Annotated in this window: 16 protein-coding genes; 14 read left to right on the forward strand and 2 right to left on the reverse strand. The window is 74.0% G+C overall.

The genetic code is table 11. From position 1 onward, the window contains the following. The 3 genes from IFT45_RS17630 to holA all read left to right on the forward strand — a co-directional run. Nucleotides 1–662, forward strand: a 662-nt coding sequence (locus IFT45_RS17630; protein ID WP_371810892.1) for a ComEA family DNA-binding protein, incomplete at its 5' end; no start/stop codon positions are given. Next, nucleotides 659–3154, forward strand: a complete 2496-nt coding sequence (locus IFT45_RS06715; RefSeq protein WP_192127311.1) for a ComEC/Rec2 family competence protein — start codon at nucleotides 659–661, stop codon at nucleotides 3152–3154. The genes IFT45_RS17630 and IFT45_RS06715, both read left to right, overlap by 4 nt. 60 nt (nucleotides 3155–3214) lie before the next feature. Next, the gene (gene holA / locus IFT45_RS06720; protein ID WP_192127313.1) at nucleotides 3215–4249 is read left to right on the forward strand and encodes a DNA polymerase III subunit delta; all 1035 of its coding nucleotides are present in this window, start codon (nucleotides 3215–3217) and stop codon (nucleotides 4247–4249) included. A gap of 907 nt (nucleotides 4250–5156) precedes the next feature. On the opposite strand, the gene rpsT is transcribed toward holA, so the two are convergent. Further along, a complete protein-coding gene (gene rpsT / locus IFT45_RS06725) occupies nucleotides 5157–5417 on the reverse strand; it encodes a 30S ribosomal protein S20 (protein ID WP_056054191.1) in 261 nt (86 codons plus the stop codon). A gap of 236 nt (nucleotides 5418–5653) precedes the next feature. Between rpsT and IFT45_RS06730 the strand changes: the two genes are divergently transcribed. The 5 genes from IFT45_RS06730 (at nucleotide 5654) to hemW (ending at nucleotide 11262) form a co-directional block, all read left to right on the forward strand. Continuing rightward, nucleotides 5654–6841 (forward strand): pyridoxal phosphate-dependent aminotransferase, encoded by a 1188-nt coding sequence (locus tag IFT45_RS06730; protein WP_056054195.1) that lies wholly within the window; start codon nucleotides 5654–5656, stop codon nucleotides 6839–6841. Nucleotides 6842–6962: 121 nt separating this feature from the next. Further along, on the forward strand, nucleotides 6963–7277 hold the full coding sequence (locus IFT45_RS06735) for a hypothetical protein (RefSeq protein ID WP_192127315.1): 315 nt from the start codon (nucleotides 6963–6965) through the stop codon (nucleotides 7275–7277). Between the two features lie 109 nt (nucleotides 7278–7386). Further along, nucleotides 7387–9237, forward strand: a complete 1851-nt coding sequence (gene lepA, locus IFT45_RS06740; RefSeq protein WP_192127317.1) for a translation elongation factor 4 — start codon at nucleotides 7387–7389, stop codon at nucleotides 9235–9237. Between the two features lie 4 nt (nucleotides 9238–9241). Beyond that, the gene (locus tag IFT45_RS06745) at nucleotides 9242–10033 is read left to right on the forward strand and encodes a DUF1990 family protein (protein WP_192127319.1); all 792 of its coding nucleotides are present in this window, start codon (nucleotides 9242–9244) and stop codon (nucleotides 10031–10033) included. 2 nt (nucleotides 10034–10035) lie between these two features. Beyond that, entirely contained in the window at nucleotides 10036–11262 is a 1227-nt protein-coding gene (gene hemW / locus IFT45_RS06750) for a radical SAM family heme chaperone HemW (RefSeq protein ID WP_192127321.1), read from the forward strand. A gap of 66 nt (nucleotides 11263–11328) precedes the next feature. On the opposite strand, the gene IFT45_RS06755 is transcribed toward hemW, so the two are convergent. Next, the gene (locus IFT45_RS06755; protein WP_082514328.1) at nucleotides 11329–11868 is read right to left on the reverse strand and encodes a DUF4870 domain-containing protein; all 540 of its coding nucleotides are present in this window, start codon (nucleotides 11866–11868) and stop codon (nucleotides 11329–11331) included. Between the two features lie 248 nt (nucleotides 11869–12116). On the opposite strand from IFT45_RS06755, the gene hrcA reads away from it, so the two are divergent. From hrcA to ybeY, 6 genes are all read left to right on the forward strand, one after another. After that, entirely contained in the window at nucleotides 12117–13139 is a 1023-nt protein-coding gene (gene hrcA / locus IFT45_RS06760) for a heat-inducible transcriptional repressor HrcA (protein WP_056054204.1), read from the forward strand. Nucleotides 13140–13278: 139 nt separating this feature from the next. After that, nucleotides 13279–14391, forward strand: a complete 1113-nt coding sequence (gene dnaJ, locus IFT45_RS06765; RefSeq protein WP_056054207.1) for a molecular chaperone DnaJ — start codon at nucleotides 13279–13281, stop codon at nucleotides 14389–14391. A 2-nt stretch (nucleotides 14392–14393) separates the two neighbouring features. Next, nucleotides 14394–15137 (forward strand): 16S rRNA (uracil(1498)-N(3))-methyltransferase, encoded by a 744-nt coding sequence (locus tag IFT45_RS06770; protein WP_192127323.1) that lies wholly within the window; start codon nucleotides 14394–14396, stop codon nucleotides 15135–15137. A 56-nt stretch (nucleotides 15138–15193) separates the two neighbouring features. After that, nucleotides 15194–15616, forward strand: a complete 423-nt coding sequence (locus tag IFT45_RS06775) for a histidine triad nucleotide-binding protein (protein WP_056055846.1) — start codon at nucleotides 15194–15196, stop codon at nucleotides 15614–15616. After that, entirely contained in the window at nucleotides 15606–16694 is a 1089-nt protein-coding gene (locus IFT45_RS06780; protein WP_056054213.1) for a PhoH family protein, read from the forward strand. Before IFT45_RS06775 ends, IFT45_RS06780 begins: the two co-directional genes overlap by 11 nt. Continuing rightward, nucleotides 16691–17152, forward strand: a complete 462-nt coding sequence (gene ybeY / locus IFT45_RS06785) for an rRNA maturation RNase YbeY (protein ID WP_192127325.1) — start codon at nucleotides 16691–16693, stop codon at nucleotides 17150–17152. The genes IFT45_RS06780 and ybeY overlap by 4 nt, the downstream gene beginning before the upstream one ends. The last annotated feature ends 6 nt before the right edge of the window (nucleotides 17153–17158 follow it).

Raw genomic sequence — 17158 nt, forward strand, 5'->3', positions numbered from 1 at the left:
TGCTGGTGCTCGCGGTGGGCTCGGTCGTCGCTACGGCGGTGGCCACGGGAGGGGGAGCGGGGGGAGGCGCGGGCGAGACCGCGATCACGACGGCGTCGTCGCCGGGCGGCTCGTTCGACGACGAGGCGGGAGCGGCGGCGACCGGCGCGGGGGCCGGGTCGGGCACCGCGGGGTCGGTGTTCGTCCACGTGCACGGCCACGTCGCCCGCCCCGGCCTCTACGAGGTGCCGGCGGGAGCCCGCGTCGTCGACGTCGTCGCCGCGGCCGGGGGCTTCGCGGAGGGGGCGGACGAGGCGGGGGTCAACCTCGCCCGGCCGGTGGTCGACGGCGAGCAGCTGCGGGTGCCGGGGGTGGGCGAGGTCGTGGACGGGAGCGGTGCGGGCGGTGCCGTCGGGGGCGGGGCGAGCGGTGGCGGCGGGGGTGCTGCCGGCGGGGGCGGGGCGTCGGGTGCGGGGGGCGGCGCGGGCGGCGGCCTGGTCGACCTGAACCGCGCCGACGCCACGGCTCTCCAGGCGCTGCCCGGGGTCGGCCCGGCGACCTCGGCCGCCATCGTCGAGTGGCGGGAGGGCTCGGGCGGGTTCCGGTCCGTGGACGACCTGCTCGAGGTGCGGGGCATCGGCGAGAAGACCCTCGAGTCGCTCCGGCCGCTGGTCACGGTGTGACCGTCGGCGACGGCGGGGCGGCTCCGCCCGTCGACGTCCGCCTGGCGGTCCCGGCGGGCGTGGCCTGGGCGGTGCTCGTCGTCGCGCTGCCGTGGTCGGCGGGGCGGCAGCTGGTCGTGCTGGCGGGCCTCGCGGTGGTCCTGCTGGCGGCCGGGGCGGTGGCCGCCGTCGCGGGGAGGGGCGGCCGGGGCGTCGGCCCGCCGGGTGCGGCGGGGACGGGTGCGGAGGCGTGGGCGGAGGCGGGAGCGGGGGCGTGCGTCGGGGCGTCGACCGGGCCGCTGTCCCCGTCGGGCCCCCTCAGGAGGCCGCGGGCCTCCCGTGCGACCGCGGTCGCGACCCTCGTGCTCGTGACGGCGGGGCTGGCGGGTCTCCTGCTCGGGGCGGCCGCGGCGCGGGCGGACGACCGGTGGCCGCCCGCCGTCCTCGACCTGCAGGGCAGGGTGGTCACGATCGAGGGCACCGCGACGGCCCGGATCGTCCCGGGCAGCACTACCGCGGAGCTCGACGTGGGCCTCGTCGAGGTGGGCGGTCGGGCGGTCTGGCGTGGCGACTCCTCGCTGTTCCTGCTGGGGCCCCGGGTCTCGGGGCCGACCGTGGAGATCGGCCAGGCCGTCCGGGTCCTGGTCTCGCTGCTGCCCGTGGAGCGCGGCGATCCGCACCCGTGGGCGGCGGCGTCGCGGGGGCCGCTCCGGGCCGGAACCGAGGCGGAGGGCGTCGAGGCCGTGGCGAACGGGCTCCGGGGGGCCTTCCGCGACGCCGTGGCCGAAATGCCCGGCGACGGCGGCGCCCTGCTGCCCGGCCTCGCGCTGGGCGACACGTCGGCGGTGCCCGACGACCTGCGGGAGGCGATGGAGACGGCCTCGCTGACCCACCTGACCGCCGTGTCGGGCTCGAACTGCGCCGTCCTCGTCGCGCTCGTGATGCTCGTGGGCGGGGCGCTCCGGGTGCCCCGCGTCGTCCGCATCGGGGTCTCCTGCGTCGTCCTGCTGGCCTTCCTCGTGCTGGTGACGCCCGACGCGAGCATCCTGAGGGCCACGGTCATGGCGCTCGTGGTGCTGGTCCACCTCGCCGCCGCCCGGCCCGTGTCGGGCCTCCCGGTCGTCGCCCTGGCCGTGACGGGGCTGCTCCTCGCCGACCCCTGGCTTGCTCGCGACGTCGGCTTCGCCCTGTCCGTCCTGGCCACGGCGGGGCTCGTCGTGCTGGCGCGACCGCTGGCGGCCGAGCTCGCCCGCGTGCTGCCCACGCCGATCGCGCTGGGGCTCGCGGTCCCGGCGGCGGCTCAGCTCGCGTGTCAGCCCGTGCTGCTGCTGCTCGAGCCGAGCCTCCCGGTGCACGGGGTCGTGGCGAACGTGCTGGCCGAGCCCGCGGCTCCCGTCGCCACCGTGGCCGGCCTCCTGGTCTGCGTGACGGCGCCGTGGGCGCCCGGCCTGGCCGAGCTCGTCGCACGCGTGGCGTGGGTGCCGGCGAGCTGGGTCGGCGCGGTCGCCCGCACCGTCGCGGCGTGGCCGGGGGCTCGTCTCGAGTGGTCCGACGGGCCGGCGGGCGTGGCCGTGCTGGTCGTCGCGTCCGCACTGGTGGCGGCCGTCGTCCTGACGCCGCGTGGGCTGCGGGCCCGACGGCTGCTCGGCGTCGCGCTCGTGGCGGCCCTCGTGGTCCCGGCCGGCGCGGCCGTGGGCGCCCGCCTCGGGGAGCGCGCGGGCGTGCCCGATGACTGGGTGGTCGTGCAGTGCGACGTCGGTCAGGGCGACGCCGTGCTCGTCCGGAGCGCCGGGCGCGTGGCCCTGATCGACGTGGGCGACGACGAGGAGGCGCTGGCCGGCTGCCTGCACCGCTTCGGGGTCGACGAGGTCGACCTGCTCGTCTTCACCCACTTCGACACGGACCACGTCGGGGCGGTCGGCGTGGTCGCGGGCAGCGTCGGCACCGTGCTCGTCGGGGCGCCGGGGAGACCGGCCGACGTGGCCGTCGTCGACGGCCTCCGGGCGGGAGGCGCGGAGATCGTCCCCGTGACGGCCGGCGCCCGCGGGGTGCTCGGCGACCTGGCCTGGTCGGTGCTCTGGCCGGTCGACCCCGAGGCCTCGGGCAACGACGCGAGCGTCGTCACCGCGTGGCGCCCCACGGCCGGGTGCGTCACCGGCTGCGCGTCGCTGCTCGCGCTGGGCGACCTCGGCGAGGCCGCCCAGCGGAGGCTCCTGTCGACTCCGGCCGGCGAGGAGGCCGTGGGGCCGGTCGACGTGGTCAAGGTGTCGCACCACGGCTCCGCCGACCAGCACGCGGAGCTCTACCGTCGCGCTCCGGCCCGGGTGGCGATGATCGGCGTCGGGAGGGAGAACGGCTACGGGCACCCGACCGACGACGCCCTCGCGCTCGTCGGCGGGGCCGTCGTCGCCCGCACCGACCTCGACGGCGACGCAGCGGTGACCGTCCGCGGAGCACCCCGTGACGACGGCGCCGCGGCGGAGCTGCGCCTCTGGCGGCGGCGTCGTGGGTGACGGAGGGGTCCGTTACGCTGGTCACCGGCTGCCCGGGGCGGCCGCACCTGGAGGAGGACCGTGGCCGCGAAGACGACCGGCAAGACCGTCAAGAAGGCGTCGGTCAGCGTCGACCAGGTCGCGTGGCACCAGATCCGGCCGGCCCCCGTCGTGCTCGTGAGCGGGCCGGAGCAGTTCCTCGCCGACCGGGCCGTCAGGCAGCTGCGCGACCAGCTCACGGCGGAGGACCCGAGCCTCGAGGTCAACGACCTCGAGGCCGACCACTACCAGCCGGGCGAGCTCATCTCGCTCGCGAGCCCCTCCCTGTTCGCCGAGCCGCGCCTCATCCGGGTCTCCTCCGTCGAGAAGTGCACCGACGCGTTCCTCACCGAGACCCTCCGGTACCTCGAGTCGCCCGCCGACGACACGTACCTCGTGCTCCGGCACGGCGGCGGCGTGAGGGGCAAGAAGCTCCTCGACGCGCTCCGGTCCGGGATCGGCGGCGGCTTCGAGGTCGTCTGCGCCGAGCTCAAGAAAGAGACCGAGAAGCTCGACTTCGCCGCCGCCGAGTTCCGGGCCGAGCGTCGTCGGGTCACGTCGGGGGCCCTCCGTGCCCTCGTGACGGCCTTCAACGACGACCTCGCCGAGCTGGCCAGCGCGTGCCAGCAGCTGATCTCCGACGCGGCGGACGAGATCACGGAGGCGACGGTCGAGAAGTACTACGCCGGCCGTGTCGAGACGAACGCCTTCAAGGTGGCCGACATGGCGATCGCGGGTCGGCAGGGCGAGGCCCTGGTGCTCCTCCGGCACGCGCTGTCGTCCGGGGCGGATCCGGTGCCCGTGGTGGCCGCGTTCGCGATGAAGGTCCGCACGATGGCGAAGGTGCAGGGCTCGTACGGGCCGTCGGGCCAGCTGGCCTCGCGCTTCGGCATGGCGCCGTGGCAGGTCGAGCGGGCACAGCGCGACGTGCGTGGCTGGAGCGAGGACGGCCTCGGGCGGTGCATCGAGCTCATCGCCGAGACCGACGCCGCCGTCAAGGGCGCCGAGCGCGACGCGATCTACGCCCTCGAGCGCATGGTGACCGCCGTCGCCACCCGCGGCTCCCTCGCCCGCTGACCCGCGCCTCCCCGGCTCCCGCCCCGCCCCGGGCCGCCCCCGCCCCGCGGCTTCCTCGCCCACTGACCCGCGCCTCCCCGGGCCGCCCCGCCCCGCGACTTCCTCTCCCGCTGACCCGCGCCTCCCCGGTCCCCGCCCGGCCCCGCGACTTCCTCTCCCGCTGACCCGCGCCTCCCCGGGCCGCCCCGCCCCGCGACTCTTCGGGCCGCCCCGCTCCGCGCCCTCGCGCCCGCCCGAAGACGGGCCGTCCTGCGTCCGTCGCGCGCCCGCGACGGTCGGCAACTCCTGCTCACGGTCGCGCGCGCGGCGGGTCGCCCGCCCCGGCGAGCACCCCGCAGGAGTTGTCAACGGTCCGCGGAGTAGGCGCGGTGCCCGTGCCGTGGCTGCCCAGCACGCTCGGCGGAGCACGACGTGCGTCGGCAATTCCTGCTCCTGGTAGCGCGAGCCGCGTGGGGGGACGACCCGGCGGGCATCCCGCAGGAGTTGTCGACGGTCCGCGGGGGAGGCGCGGTGCCGGTTCGGCCGTTCCGCGGACGCTCGTCGCCGTGGAGCGTGCGCGTCGGCAACTCCTGCTCCGTGTCGCGGGAGCGGCGTGGGGGCCGACCCGGCGGGCATCCCGCAGGAGTTGCCGACGGTCCGCGGGGGAGGCGCGGTGCCGGTTCGGCCGTGCCGCGGACGCTCGTCGCTGTGGAGCGTGCGTGTCGGCAACTCCTGCTCCGTGTCGCGGGAGCGGCGTAGGGGCCGCTCCGGCGAGCACGCCGCAGGAGTTGCCGACAGGGCCCGCCCGCAGCCGCGGCCGCCGGCCGCGGGCACGACGAAGGCCCCGTCTTCGAGGAGACGGGGCCTTCATCGTCGACGACCAGGTCGTCGGGGATGCTGCGTCAGCGACGCCTCACCGGGGGTCGGCTCAGAGAGCGCTGACCTGCTTGGCGATGGCCGACTTGCGGTTCGCCGCCTGGTTCTTGTGGATGACGCCCTTGCTGGCGGCCTTGTCGAGCTTCTTCGCCGCGAGGGCGAGGGTGCTGGTGGCCTTGTCCTTGTCGCCCGAGACGATGGCCTCGCGCGTGGCGCGGATCGCGGTCTTGAGCTCGCTCTTGACGGCCTTGTTGCGGTCCTGGGCCTTCTTGTTGGTGCCGATGCGCTTGATCTGCGACTTGATGTTTGCCACGTTCGCTACTTCCTTGGTTTCTGTGTCTGGACGAGTGATGCGCCAGCCGACCGGAGGACGGTGCGTCCTGCCCGGGCTGCCGCCGGTGCTGCCACCGGAGCGGCTCACGGCTGGGATCGCGTTCCGTCAGTTCAGACGTAACGCGCAAGCCAACAGGCAACGTTACCAGTCGCGTCCGCCATCCTCAACGACCGCGGGGCCGGAGGCGCGGCGTGTCGCCCGTAGTACCGTTCAGCATGCCTTCGCTCGCCCCGCACGTCGCGTCCGTCCCCACCTCCGGCATTCGACGGATCTTCGAGATCGCGGCGAAGCTGGACGACGTCGCGATGCTCGTCGTGGGGGAGCCCGACGTGCCCGTGCCGCACCACGTCGCCGACGCGGCGAGGCGCGCCTGGGCCGACGACCGCACGAACTACACGCCGAACGGCGGCGTCCCCGCGCTCCGCGAGGCCCTCGTGGCGAAGCTCGCCCGCGAGAACGACGTCCACGTCGACGTCGAGCAGGTCTGGGTGACGGTCGGCGCCACGCAGGCCCTGCACCAGACGATGGGCCTGCTGCTGGCCGCGGGCGACGAGGTCCTCGTGCCCGACCCCGGCTACACGACCTTCACGATGAACGCGCGGATGCTCGACGCCGTCCCCGTGCCCTACGCGCTGTCGCCCCAGCGCGGCTTCGTGCCGCACGTCGACGACCTCGAGAAGCTCGTCACGCCGCGCACCCGCGTGATCATCGTCAACTCGCCGTCGAACCCCCTCGGCGTCGTCTACGAGCGGGAGGTGCTCCAGTCGCTCCTCGACTTCGCGGCGCGCCACGACCTCTGGGTGATCAGCGACGAGGTCTACGAGTACTTCACCTACGGCACGCCCCACGTCAGCCTCGCGAGCCTCGACGCCGACGACCGCGTCTTCAGCGTCTTCTCGACGAGCAAGACGTACGCGATGACCGGGGTCCGGGTCGGCTACCTCGTGACGCCGCGCGGCCTCGCCGACACGATGCGCACGGTGCAGGAGGCCGCGATCAGCTGCGTCGCCGAGCCCGACCAGCTGGCGGCCCTCGCGGCCGTGCTCGGCGACCACTCGCCGGTCTCCGAGGCCCGCGAGCACTACCGCAGCAACCTCGAGCTGGCGAAGGGCCTGCTCGACGAGCGGGGCATCCGCTACCTCGACCCGCAGGGCGCCTTCTACCTCTGGATCGACGTCGGCCACGCCTCGCAGGGCGACGTCGCCGCCTGGGCGGAGGACCTCTTGTTCCAGCACCGCGTCGCCGTCGCGCCGGGCAGCGCGTTCGGCCGCTCCGGCGAGGGCTGGATCCGCGTCTGCCTCGCCTCGTCGCCCGAGGTGATCACGCGGGGCCTGGCCGCGCTGCCCGCTCCCGGTGACCCGCGACGCCCGCTCGGCCGCGCCTCCGTCGTGTCGTCCGACTGAGCGTCGCGTCACTCGGCTGACCCGTCCGGTGTCTCCGGCACCCCGGGCGAGGGCGGCCCCCCGGCCGTTTCCGGGGGTCAGCCCCCGAGGAGTCGCGGGTCGATTTTCCTAGGCTCGGTGCATGACCTCGACCACCACCGCCCCCGCCCCGTCCCCCTCCGTCGCCGCCCCCGCCGCCGCCTCCGCGCCCCTCAGCGTCACGAGCCTCGTGCTCGGCCTGGTCTCCGTCGCCGCGGGCTTCACCCTCGTCGTGCCGATCGTCGGCCTCGTGCTCGGCGTCGTCGCGCGCCGTCGCGAGCCCGAGGCGCGCACGTTCTCGACGATCGGCATCGTCGCCAACGCCGTCATGCTCGCGGGCGCGGCGATCGTGCTGGGCCTCGGCCTGGCCGTGGGCGTCCCGCTCGGCGTCGCGCACCTCCTCGGCGGCCTCGGCTAGGCGGCCCGGGCCGACCCTCCGGGGGCGCGGGTCGGCGCTGCCGGGCCCTCGCCGCGTCGCCGGCGTGGGAGAATGCTCGGACCCCCGCCCGCCACCCCCAGAGGACCGTGTGAGCCCCCAAGCACTCCGAGCACTCGAGCCGGCCCAGACCGCGCCCGAGCAACTCCGCAACTTCTGCATCATCGCGCACATCGACCACGGCAAGTCGACGCTGGCCGACCGCATGCTCGGCATCACCGGCGTCGTCGAGAGCCGCGCCATGCGCGCCCAGTACCTCGACCGCATGGACATCGAGCGCGAGCGCGGCATCACGATCAAGAGCCAGGCCGTCCGCATGCCGTGGGAGCGCGACGGGGCGACCTACGCGCTGAACATGATCGACACCCCCGGGCACGTCGACTTCAGCTACGAGGTCTCCCGATCGCTCGCCGCCTGCGAGGGCGCGATCCTCCTCGTCGACGCCGCGCAGGGCATCGAGGCCCAGACGCTGGCGAACCTCTACCTGGCGCTCGAGAACGACCTCGAGATCATCCCGGTGCTCAACAAGATCGACCTGCCCGCGGCCGACCCCGACAAGTACGCGGCCGAGCTCGCGAGCCTGATCGGCGGCGACCCCGCCGACGTCCTCCGCGTCAGCGGCAAGACCGGCATGGGCGTCGAGGAGCTCCTCGACCGCGTGGTCGACCGCATCCCGTCGCCGGTCGGCGTCGCCGACGCGTCGCCGCGAGCGATGATCTTCGACTCGGTCTACGACAGCTACCGCGGCGTCGTCACCTACATCCGGATGATCGACGGCACGCTGCACCCTCGCGAGAAGGTGCAGATGATGTCGACGAAGTCGACGCACGAGATCCTCGAGATCGGCGTCTCGTCGCCGGAGCCGGTGCCGAGCGCGGGGCTCAGCGTCGGCGAGGTCGGGTACCTCATCACCGGCGTGAAGGACGTCCGACAGTCGAAGGTCGGCGACACCGTCACGACCCACGCGAAGCCGGCCACCGAGGCGCTGCCGGGCTACACCGAGCCGCTCCCGATGGTGTTCTCGGGCCTGTACCCGATCGACGGCAGCGACTACCCCGACCTCCGTGAGGCGCTCGACAAGCTGAAGCTCTCCGACGCGGCGCTGGTCTACGAGCCCGAGACGTCGGTGGCCCTCGGCTTCGGCTTCCGCTGCGGGTTCCTCGGCCTGCTGCACCTCGAGATCATCACGGAGCGGCTCGAGCGCGAGTTCGGCCTCGACCTGATCACGACGGCGCCGAGCGTGGTCTACGAGGTCACGGCGGAGGACGGCAAGACCGTCACCGTGACCAACCCCAGCGAGTTCCCCGGCGGCAAGATCGCCAGCGTCCGCGAGCCGATGGTGAAGGCCGCCATCCTCGCCCCGAAGGACTACGTCGGCGTGATCATGGAGCTGTGCCAGCAGCGCCGCGGGTCGCTGCTCGGCATGGAGTACCTCGGCGAGGACCGCGTCGAGATCCGCTACGCGATGCCGCTCGGCGAGATCGTCTTCGACTTCTTCGACAGCCTCAAGTCGAAGACGGCCGGCTACGCGAGCCTCGACTACGAGCCCACCGGCGAGCAGGAGGCCGACCTGGTCAAGGTCGACATCCTGCTGCAGGGCGAGCAGGTCGACGCCTTCAGCGCCATCGTCCACCGCGACAAGGCCTACGCCTACGGCGTGCTGATGACCGGGCGCCTCCGCGAGCTCATCCCGCGCCAGCAGTTCGAGGTGCCCATCCAGGCCGCGATCGGCGCGCGGATCATCGCGCGCGAGAGCATCCGCGCGATGCGCAAGGACGTCCTCGCCAAGTGCTACGGCGGCGACATCACCCGCAAGCGCAAGCTGCTCGAGAAGCAGAAGGAGGGCAAGAAGCGCATGAAGACCATCGGTCGCGTGGAGGTCCCCCAGGAGGCGTTCATCGCCGCCCTCTCCGGCGACACGGAGAAGAAGGACAAGAAGTAGCCCCATGCGCCGAGCCACCCACACCGAGACCCGGACCACCTACGGCGAGGTCGGGGCCACCCAGGCCGCCGACCTGATGCAGTACCCGCCGGTCGGCTTCACCCCGGTCGAGTACCGCACCCGGGTGGGCCACGGCGACGCGCGCTTCGAGGCGGCCTGCATCGCCGCCCTGACCTGGAAGATCCAGGAGCGCAGCGGCATCACGGTGCGCGTCGACGGCGTGCCGCCCGCCGACGACACCGGCTACGTGCCGGTGACGTTCGACGAGTCGGGCGAGCCGGTCGACCCGGCGCACTGGAGCGAGGAGCGCCCCGACGAGTCGCGCTACGCGCCCGACGGCACGCCCTTCCTCACGGCCGGCACGACCGCGACGCTCGTCATCTCTGCCTGGGGCCGCCAGGTGGAGGCGCCGGTGCGGGTCGTCTACGTCGTCGACGAGCCGAAGCGCAAGGGCTTCGCCTACGGCACGCTCGAGGGCCACCCCGAGAGCGGAGAAGAGAGCTGGATCGTCGACCAGACCGACGACGGCTCGGTGTGGCTGACGATCCGTGCCTTCTCGCGCCCGAGCACGTGGCGCTGGCGCCTCGTGTCGCCGTTCATGAAGCGCACGCAGACCCTCTACACGAAGCGCTACCTCCAGGCCCTGAGCCAGAACGACGAGACCGGCGACGCGAGCGAGACCGTGCCGAGCGTCGACGACGTCGACCTCGCGGCCGCCGCCGAGGCCGCGGCGGACGACGAGGAGTCGCGCCGTCACGGTCCCGACGAGGTCCGCGACGTGCGTCCGGGCCACTGACGGTGCCCGGAGCCCTCCCCGTCGCCGACCCGGCCCCCGCCGACGGAGCCCTGCCCGCCTCCGTGGTCGAGGGCGTCGCCGACCGCGACCTCGGCGTCTACCTCCACGTCCCGTTCTGCCGTGTCCGCTGCGGCTACTGCGACTTCAACACCTACACGGGCGACGAGCTGCGCGGGGCCCGTCGAGACGACTACGCCTCGCAGGCGGTGGCCGAGGTCGCCCAGGCCGGCCGTGTGCTCGAGCGGGCGGGCCTGCCGCCGCGCCGCGCCTCCACCGTGTTCTTCGGCGGTGGCACCCCGACGATGCTGCCGCACACCGACCTCGCGACGATGCTGCACGCCGTCGTCGACACCTGGGGGCTGGAGGCGGGGGCCGAGGTCACGACGGAGGCAAACCCGGACAGCGTCGACGCGGAGTACCTGCGCGCCCTCGCGGCCGCCGGCTTCACCCGCGTCAGCTTCGGCATGCAGTCGGCCGTGCCGAGCGTGCTGGCGACGCTCGAGCGCACCCACGACCCCGAGCGGATCCCGCTCGTCGTGGCCTGGGCGCGGGAGGCCGGCCTCGACGTCAGCCTCGACCTCATCTACGGCACGCCGGGCGAGACCCTCGACGACTGGACGAGGTCGCTCGACGTCGCGCTCGCCCAGGAGCCCGACCACCTCTCGGCCTACGCCCTGATCGTCGAGGACGGCACGAAGCTCGCACGGCAGATCCGCCGCGGCGAGGTCGCCCAGCCCGACGACGACGCGGCCGCCGACATGTACGAGCTGGCCGACGCCCGCCTGGCCGAGGCCGGCTACGACTGGTACGAGGTGAGCAACTGGTCGAGGGGCGTCGAGCACCGGTCGCGCCACAACCTGTCGTACTGGACGGGCCAGGACTGGTGGGGCGTCGGGCCCGGTGCGCACAGCCACGTTGGCGGCGTCCGCTGGTGGAACGTCAAGCACCCGGCCGCCTACGCCCAGCGGATGACCGCGGGGGAGTCGCCCGGGGCGGGGCGGGAGACCCTCGACGACGAGACGCGCCGGGTCGAGCGCGTGCTGCTCGCCGTCCGCACCCGGGACGGCCTGCCGACGAGCGACCTCGACGCGACGGGCCGGGCGGCGGTCGCCGGGCTCATCGCGGACGGCTGGATCGACGGCCGCGCCGCCCTAGCAGGCCGTGTCGAGCTGACGCGCACCGGGCGCCTGATGGCCGACGCCGTCGTCAGCCGGCTGCTCCCGGCGTGACGCGAGGCGCGCCTCCCCGGGGGAGACGCGCCTCGGTGGGTGCGGCGACGCTGTCGCGCCGGCGGGCTACGCCTTGATGAACTCGATCGTCAGCGGGTACTTGTAGTACTCGCCCTTGTTCGCGGCCAGGGCCGCGAGGATGCTGAAGACGAGGATGACGATGGCGACGGCGGCCGAGATCAGGTAGCCGACGAGCACGATCCAGAGCAGGGCACCGACCACGCTCGCGATCGTCATCGTGATCTGGAAGTTGAGCGCCTGACGCGTGTGCTCCCGGATGAACGGACCGCGGTCCTTCAGCACGAGGTAGCCGACGAGCGCCGGGATGAACCCGAACAGGATCCCGCCGACGTGGATCAGCGTCGACCAGAGCTTCTCGTCCTCGGGGCGGAGGGGCTGGCCGGCCTGCTGGTAGCCGGCACCGCCGCCCGGGGCCTGCTGCCCCCAGGGCTGCTGCTGGCCGTAGGGCTGCGGGCCGCCCTGCGGCGCCTGCTGGCCGGGTGCCTGCTGGCCGTACGGCGGCGGGCCGGGCTGGCCGGCCGGGCCGCCCTGGCCGGGCTGCTTGGCGTAGGGGTCGTGCGGCTCTGCGGGCGGGGTGTCGGTCATCTGCTCACCTGGTTCGTCGTGGTCGGAGGTGACGGCCTCCCGCCCTGGAGGGGTCGGTGCCCGAGGGCGTCGACCGGACCGCGCGGTCCGGTGTCCGTCACGCCGAGCATAGGACAGGGAGGCGCGGCGCGAGTAGGTGCCGCCAGGCCGGTGGCGTAGCATTGGCAGTCTGGTACGGCGAGTGCCAGCCGGTCCGTGTCGACGCCCCCGGGGCGCGGCGGGCCCGTGGTGCGATGAGGAGGTGTGCGGTGGTCTCGGAACGAGGGCTCGAGGTGCTGCGCGTCATCGTGCACGACTACGTCGCCTCCCGCGAGCCCGTGGGCTCGAAGTCCATCGTCGAGCGGCACCAGTTCGGCGTCTCCGCCGCGACGATCCGCAACGACATGGCCCTCCTCGAGGAGGAGGAGCTCATCGCGGCCCCGCACACCTCGAGCGGCCGCGTCCCCACCGACAAGGGGTACCGCCTCTTCGTCGACCAGCTCGCCGACCTCCGCCCGCTCAGCGCCGCGCAGCGCCAGGCGATCGAGACCTTCCTCGGCGACTCCACCGACCTCGACGAGGTCCTCGGCCGCACCGTCCGCCTGCTCAGCCAGCTGACGAACCAGGTCGCCCTCGTCCAGTACCCCTCCTTCTCGCGGGCCCGCGTCCGCCACGTCGAGCTCGTCAGCCTCGCCGAGCGCCGGGTCATGACGGTGCTCATCACCGACACGGGCCAGGTCGAGCAGCGGGTCGTCGAGCTCCCCGCGCCGGTCGACGAGTCCTTCCTCGGCGAGCTGCGCTCCTCGCTCAACGCCCTCGTCGGCGGGGCTGCCCTGAGCGCCGCCGCGACCGCGCTGGCCGACCTGCCGGCACAGCACCCGCCCGAGCGCGCGGCCACCGTCGGGCTCCTCGTGGCGAGCCTCGTCGAGCAGCTCGCCACCGGCCGCCAGGACCGCCTGGTCATGGCGGGCGCGGCGAACCTCGTCCGCATCGGCGACGACTTCAGCGGCAACCTCTACCCCGTCCTCGAGGCCATCGAGGAGCAGGTGGCGCTGCTCCGGCTCTTCGGCGAGATGCAGCTCGACGCCGTCGACGTCGCCGCCAGCATCGGCCGCGAGAACGAGTCGTTCGGGCTCTCGCAGGCGTCCGTCCTCGCGAGCGGCTACTCGTCGTCGGGCAGCGAGATCGCCCGCCTGGGCGTGCTCGGCCCGATGCGCATGGACTACTCCACCAACATGGCGGCGGTCCGGGCGGTCGCCCGCTACCTCTCGTCCCTGCTCTCCGAGCGCTGACGAGGGCCGGCGCCGGCCTGCGGCCCCGACCACCGACTCCACCCCCAGACACGACACACGACCAGCAGACATCCCACCCAGACATCCGCCCCGCGGCCCCCGCGGAGCGCAGACGCACACCAGAGGCAGACGAGAACCAGTGGCAGATCATTACGACGTGCTCGGAGTCGACCGCTCGGCGACCCCGGAGGAGATCAAGAAGGCGTACCGCCGGCTCGCCCGCGAGCTGCACCCCGACGTGAACCCCAGCCCGGAGGCGTCCGAGCGGTTCAAGGACGTCACGCACGCCTACGACGTGCTCAGCGACCCCCAGCAGCGGGAGCGCTACGACCTCGGCCCCCAGACCGGCTTCGGCGGGGGCGGCGGCGCCGCGGGCTTCGGCGACATCTTCGACGCCTTCTTCGGCGGCGGGGGAGGCGGGGGTCAGCGCCAGGGGCCGAGGTCGCGTCGCGAGCGCGGCCAGGACGCCCTGCTCCGCCTCGAGGTCGACCTGGAAGAGATCGTCTTCGGCACGCAGCGCGACATCGAGGTCGACACCGCAGTTCTCTGCGAGACCTGCTCCGGGTCCTGCTGCGCGCCCGGCACCTCGCCCCAGACCTGCGACATCTGCCACGGCTCGGGCCAGATCCAGCGCCAGGTCCGCTCGCTGCTCGGCAACGTCATGACCTCCAGCCCCTGCGGCACCTGCCGTGGCTACGGCACCGTCATCCCGAACCCGTGCCCGACCTGCCAGGGCCAGGGCCGCGTCCGCGCCCGCCGCACCATCCCCATCGACATCCCCGCGGGCGTCGACACCGGCCTCCGCCTCCAGCTGCCCGGGCAGGGCGAGGTCGGCCAGGCCGGCGGCCCGAACGGCGACCTGTACCTCGAGGTCAAGGTCCGCCACCACGAGACCTACAGCCGCAACGGCGACGACCTGCTGGCGACGCTCGAGGTGCAGATGTCCGACGCGATCCTCGGCACCGAGACGACCCTCGACGGCCTCGACGGCGCGGTGGAGATCGAGCTCAAGCCGGGCACCCAGAGCGGCGACGTGCTGACCGTCCGCGACCGCGGGGTCACGAAGCTCCGCGGCACGGGCCGCGGCGACCTCAAGATCGGCGTGCAGGTGGTGACGCCGACCAAGCTCAGCCACAAGGAGCGCGAGCTGATCGAGAAGTTCGCCGCCGGCCGTCGCGAGCAGGCGCCCGAGCTGTCGCAGTTCCAGCAGGGCCTGTTCGGCAAGCTGCGCGACCGGTTCCTCAACTTCTGATCGTGGCGCACTTCTACCTGGTCGACGACCTGACGGAGGCGGTGGCCGGCTCGACCGTCACGGTCACCGGCGCCGAGGCACGGCACGCCGTCACCGTCAGCCGGGTGCGGGTCGGCGAGCAGCTCACGCTCGGCGACGGCCGCGGCACGGTCGTGCGGGGCGAGGTGACCGAGGCGACCGGCGACCGGCTGTCGCTGGTGGCGGCGACCGTCACCGCGCATCCTCGGCCCGGCGTCCGGATCGCGCTGGCCCAGGCCCTCGCCAAGGGCGACCGCGACGAGCTCGCCGTCCAGGCCGCGACGGAGCTCGGCGTCGACGAGGTCGTCCCCTGGTCGGCGTCGCGGTCGGTGTCGCGCTGGGAGGGTGCCAAGGTCGCGAAGGGCACGAGCCGCTGGCGCGCGATCACCCGCGAGGCGACGAAGCAGGCGATGAGGCCCTGGGCGCCCGAGGTGCTCGACCTCGCGACGACGAAGCAGCTCGCGGCCCGCACGGCGCTCGGCCCGGTGCTCGTGCTGGAGCCCACGGCCGACCGCGCGCTCTCCGCGGTCGACCTCCCGCCCGAGGGAGGCGCGGGCTCGGTCGTCACGGTGGTGGTCGGCCCCGAGGGCGGCGTCTCGCCCGCCGAGCTCGCCCTCTTCGTCGACGCGGGCGCCACGCTCGCGAGGCTCGGCGACAGCGTGCTGCGGACCTCGACGGCGGGCCCGGCGGCCCTGGCCGTCCTCAGCGTGCGGCTCGGTCGCTGGTAGGCGGCCCCGTCGTCGACGTCGGGCCGGTGTCACCGGCCGCCGGTACGATGAGCGGCATGTCCGACGACCAGACCAGCCAGGCCCCCGGCGGCTCCGACCAGCCGTCCGTCTTCAGCCGCATCGTCGCGCGCGAGATCCCGGCCGACATCGTCTTCGAGAACGAGCGGGTCATCGCGTTCCGCGACGTCGAGCCCAAGGCTCCCGTCCACCTGCTCGTCGTCCCCAAGACCGAGCGGTGGCACGACGTCGCCGAGCTGGCCGCGGGCGACCCCGCGCTGCTCGCCGAGATCGTGGCGACGGCCTCGGCCCTGTCGGCCGACCCGGCCGTCTTCCGCTCCGACGACGGCACCGACCTCTCAGTCGGCCGCGGCGAGTTCCGGCTCGTCTTCAACACCGGCCCCTCGGCCGGCCAGACCGTGTTCCACGTGCACGCCCACGTGCTCGGGGGACTCCTCCAGGAAGGCACCCTTGCCCACTAGCGACACTCCGTCCACCGGCTCCGACGCCCGCGCCGAGGGCGCGACCCGGGTCGACATCACCGTCGACGGCGTCGCGATGGTCCAGCTGCTCGGTCCCCACGACCGGCTCCTCAAGACCGTCGAGAAGCAGTACCCCGACGTCCGCGTGCTCGTGCGGGGCAACGAGGTCGGACTCGAGGGGCCGGCGGCGTCGGTCGCCCGGGCCCGGGGCCTCGTCGACGAGCTCGTCTCGCTGGTGCGCAACGGCCACGACCTCGTCCCGGCCGAGGTCGAGACCAGCGCGAAGCTGCTCGACTCCGGGCAGGCCGCGCCCGCGGACGTCTTCGGCCAGCCGATCGTCTCGAGCCGCGGCAAGTCCGTCCGGGCGAAGACGCTCGGCCAGGCCCGCTACGTCGAGGCGATCGACCAGCACACCATCACGTTCGGCATCGGCCCGGCCGGCACCGGCAAGACCTACCTCGCGATGGCGAAGGCGGTCCAGGCCCTGCAGCGGCGCGAGGTGCAGCGCATCATCCTCACGCGCCCCGCCGTCGAGGCGGGGGAGCGCCTGGGCTTCCTGCCCGGCACCCTCACCGACAAGATCGACCCCTACCTCCGCCCCCTGTACGACGCGCTCAACGAGATGATGGACCCGGAGATCGTGCCCAAGCTGCTCGCGGCCGGCACCGTCGAGGTCGCCCCGCTCGCCTACATGCGCGGCCGGACGCTGAACGACGCCTTCGTCGTGCTCGACGAGGCGCAGAACACGACGCCCGAGCAGATGAAGATGTTCCTCACCCGGCTCGGCTTCGGCTCCCGCATGGTCGTGACGGGCGACGTCACCCAGATCGACCTGCCGACCGGCGCGAGCGGGCTCCAGCTCGTGACCCGCGTGCTCGACGGCATCGACGACATCCACTTCGCCCGCCTGACGAGCGACGACGTCGTCCGGCACACCCTCGTCGGCCGGATCGTCGACGCCTACACGACGTACGACGCCGAGCGGCAGGCGCAGCGCGCCCACCGAGAAGAGCAGGCGGCGGCCGCGCGGCCCTCGTCCGCCGACGGGGCGTCGCGGTCGACGGGAGGCAGCCGATGAGCATCGAGGTCAACAACGAGTCGAGCATCGAGGTCGACGAGGCCGCGCTGCAGCGGCTCGCGACCTTCGCCCTCGACCAGATGCACGTGCACCCCGAGGCCGAGCTGGCGATCGTGCTCGTCGACGAGGCCGCCATGGAGCAGCTGCACATCCAGTGGATGGACGAGCCGGGCCCGACCGACGTGCTCAGCTTCCCCATGGACGAGCTGCGCCCCGGCACGGAAGACGACCCCACCCCGGCCGGTCTGCTCGGCGACATCGTGGTCTGCCCGCAGGTCGCGGTCTCGCAGGCGGCGACGGCGGGCCACTCGCCCCTCGACGAGATGCTGCTGCTCACCTGCCACGGCGTCCTGCACCTGCTCGGCTTCGACCACGCCGAGCCGGAGGAGGAGCGCGAGATGTTCGGGCTGCAGCGCGAGATCCTGGCCGCCTTCGCGGCCGCCGACGAGAGACGGTGACGCCGT

The organism is Frigoribacterium sp. CFBP 13707 (genome assembly GCF_014842245.1).
GTDB lineage: Bacteria > Actinomycetota > Actinomycetes > Actinomycetales > Microbacteriaceae > Frigoribacterium > Frigoribacterium endophyticum.

Excerpts from the sequence above, each read along its gene's own strand:
- IFT45_RS06730 (WP_056054195.1), top strand. The coding sequence starts at position 5,654 with ATGCCTTCGCTCGCCCCGCACGTCGCGTCCGTCCCCACCTCCGGCATT.
- IFT45_RS06735 (WP_192127315.1), top strand. The coding sequence starts at position 6,963 with ATGACCTCGACCACCACCGCCCCCGCCCCGTCCCCCTCCGTCGCCGCC.
- IFT45_RS06745 (WP_192127319.1), top strand. The coding sequence starts at position 9,242 with ATGCGCCGAGCCACCCACACCGAGACCCGGACCACCTACGGCGAGGTC.
- IFT45_RS06755 (WP_082514328.1), bottom strand. The coding sequence starts at position 11,868 with ATGACCGACACCCCGCCCGCAGAGCCGCACGACCCCTACGCCAAGCAG.
- IFT45_RS06775 (WP_056055846.1), top strand. The coding sequence starts at position 15,194 with ATGTCCGACGACCAGACCAGCCAGGCCCCCGGCGGCTCCGACCAGCCG.
- ybeY (WP_192127325.1), top strand. The coding sequence starts at position 16,691 with ATGAGCATCGAGGTCAACAACGAGTCGAGCATCGAGGTCGACGAGGCC.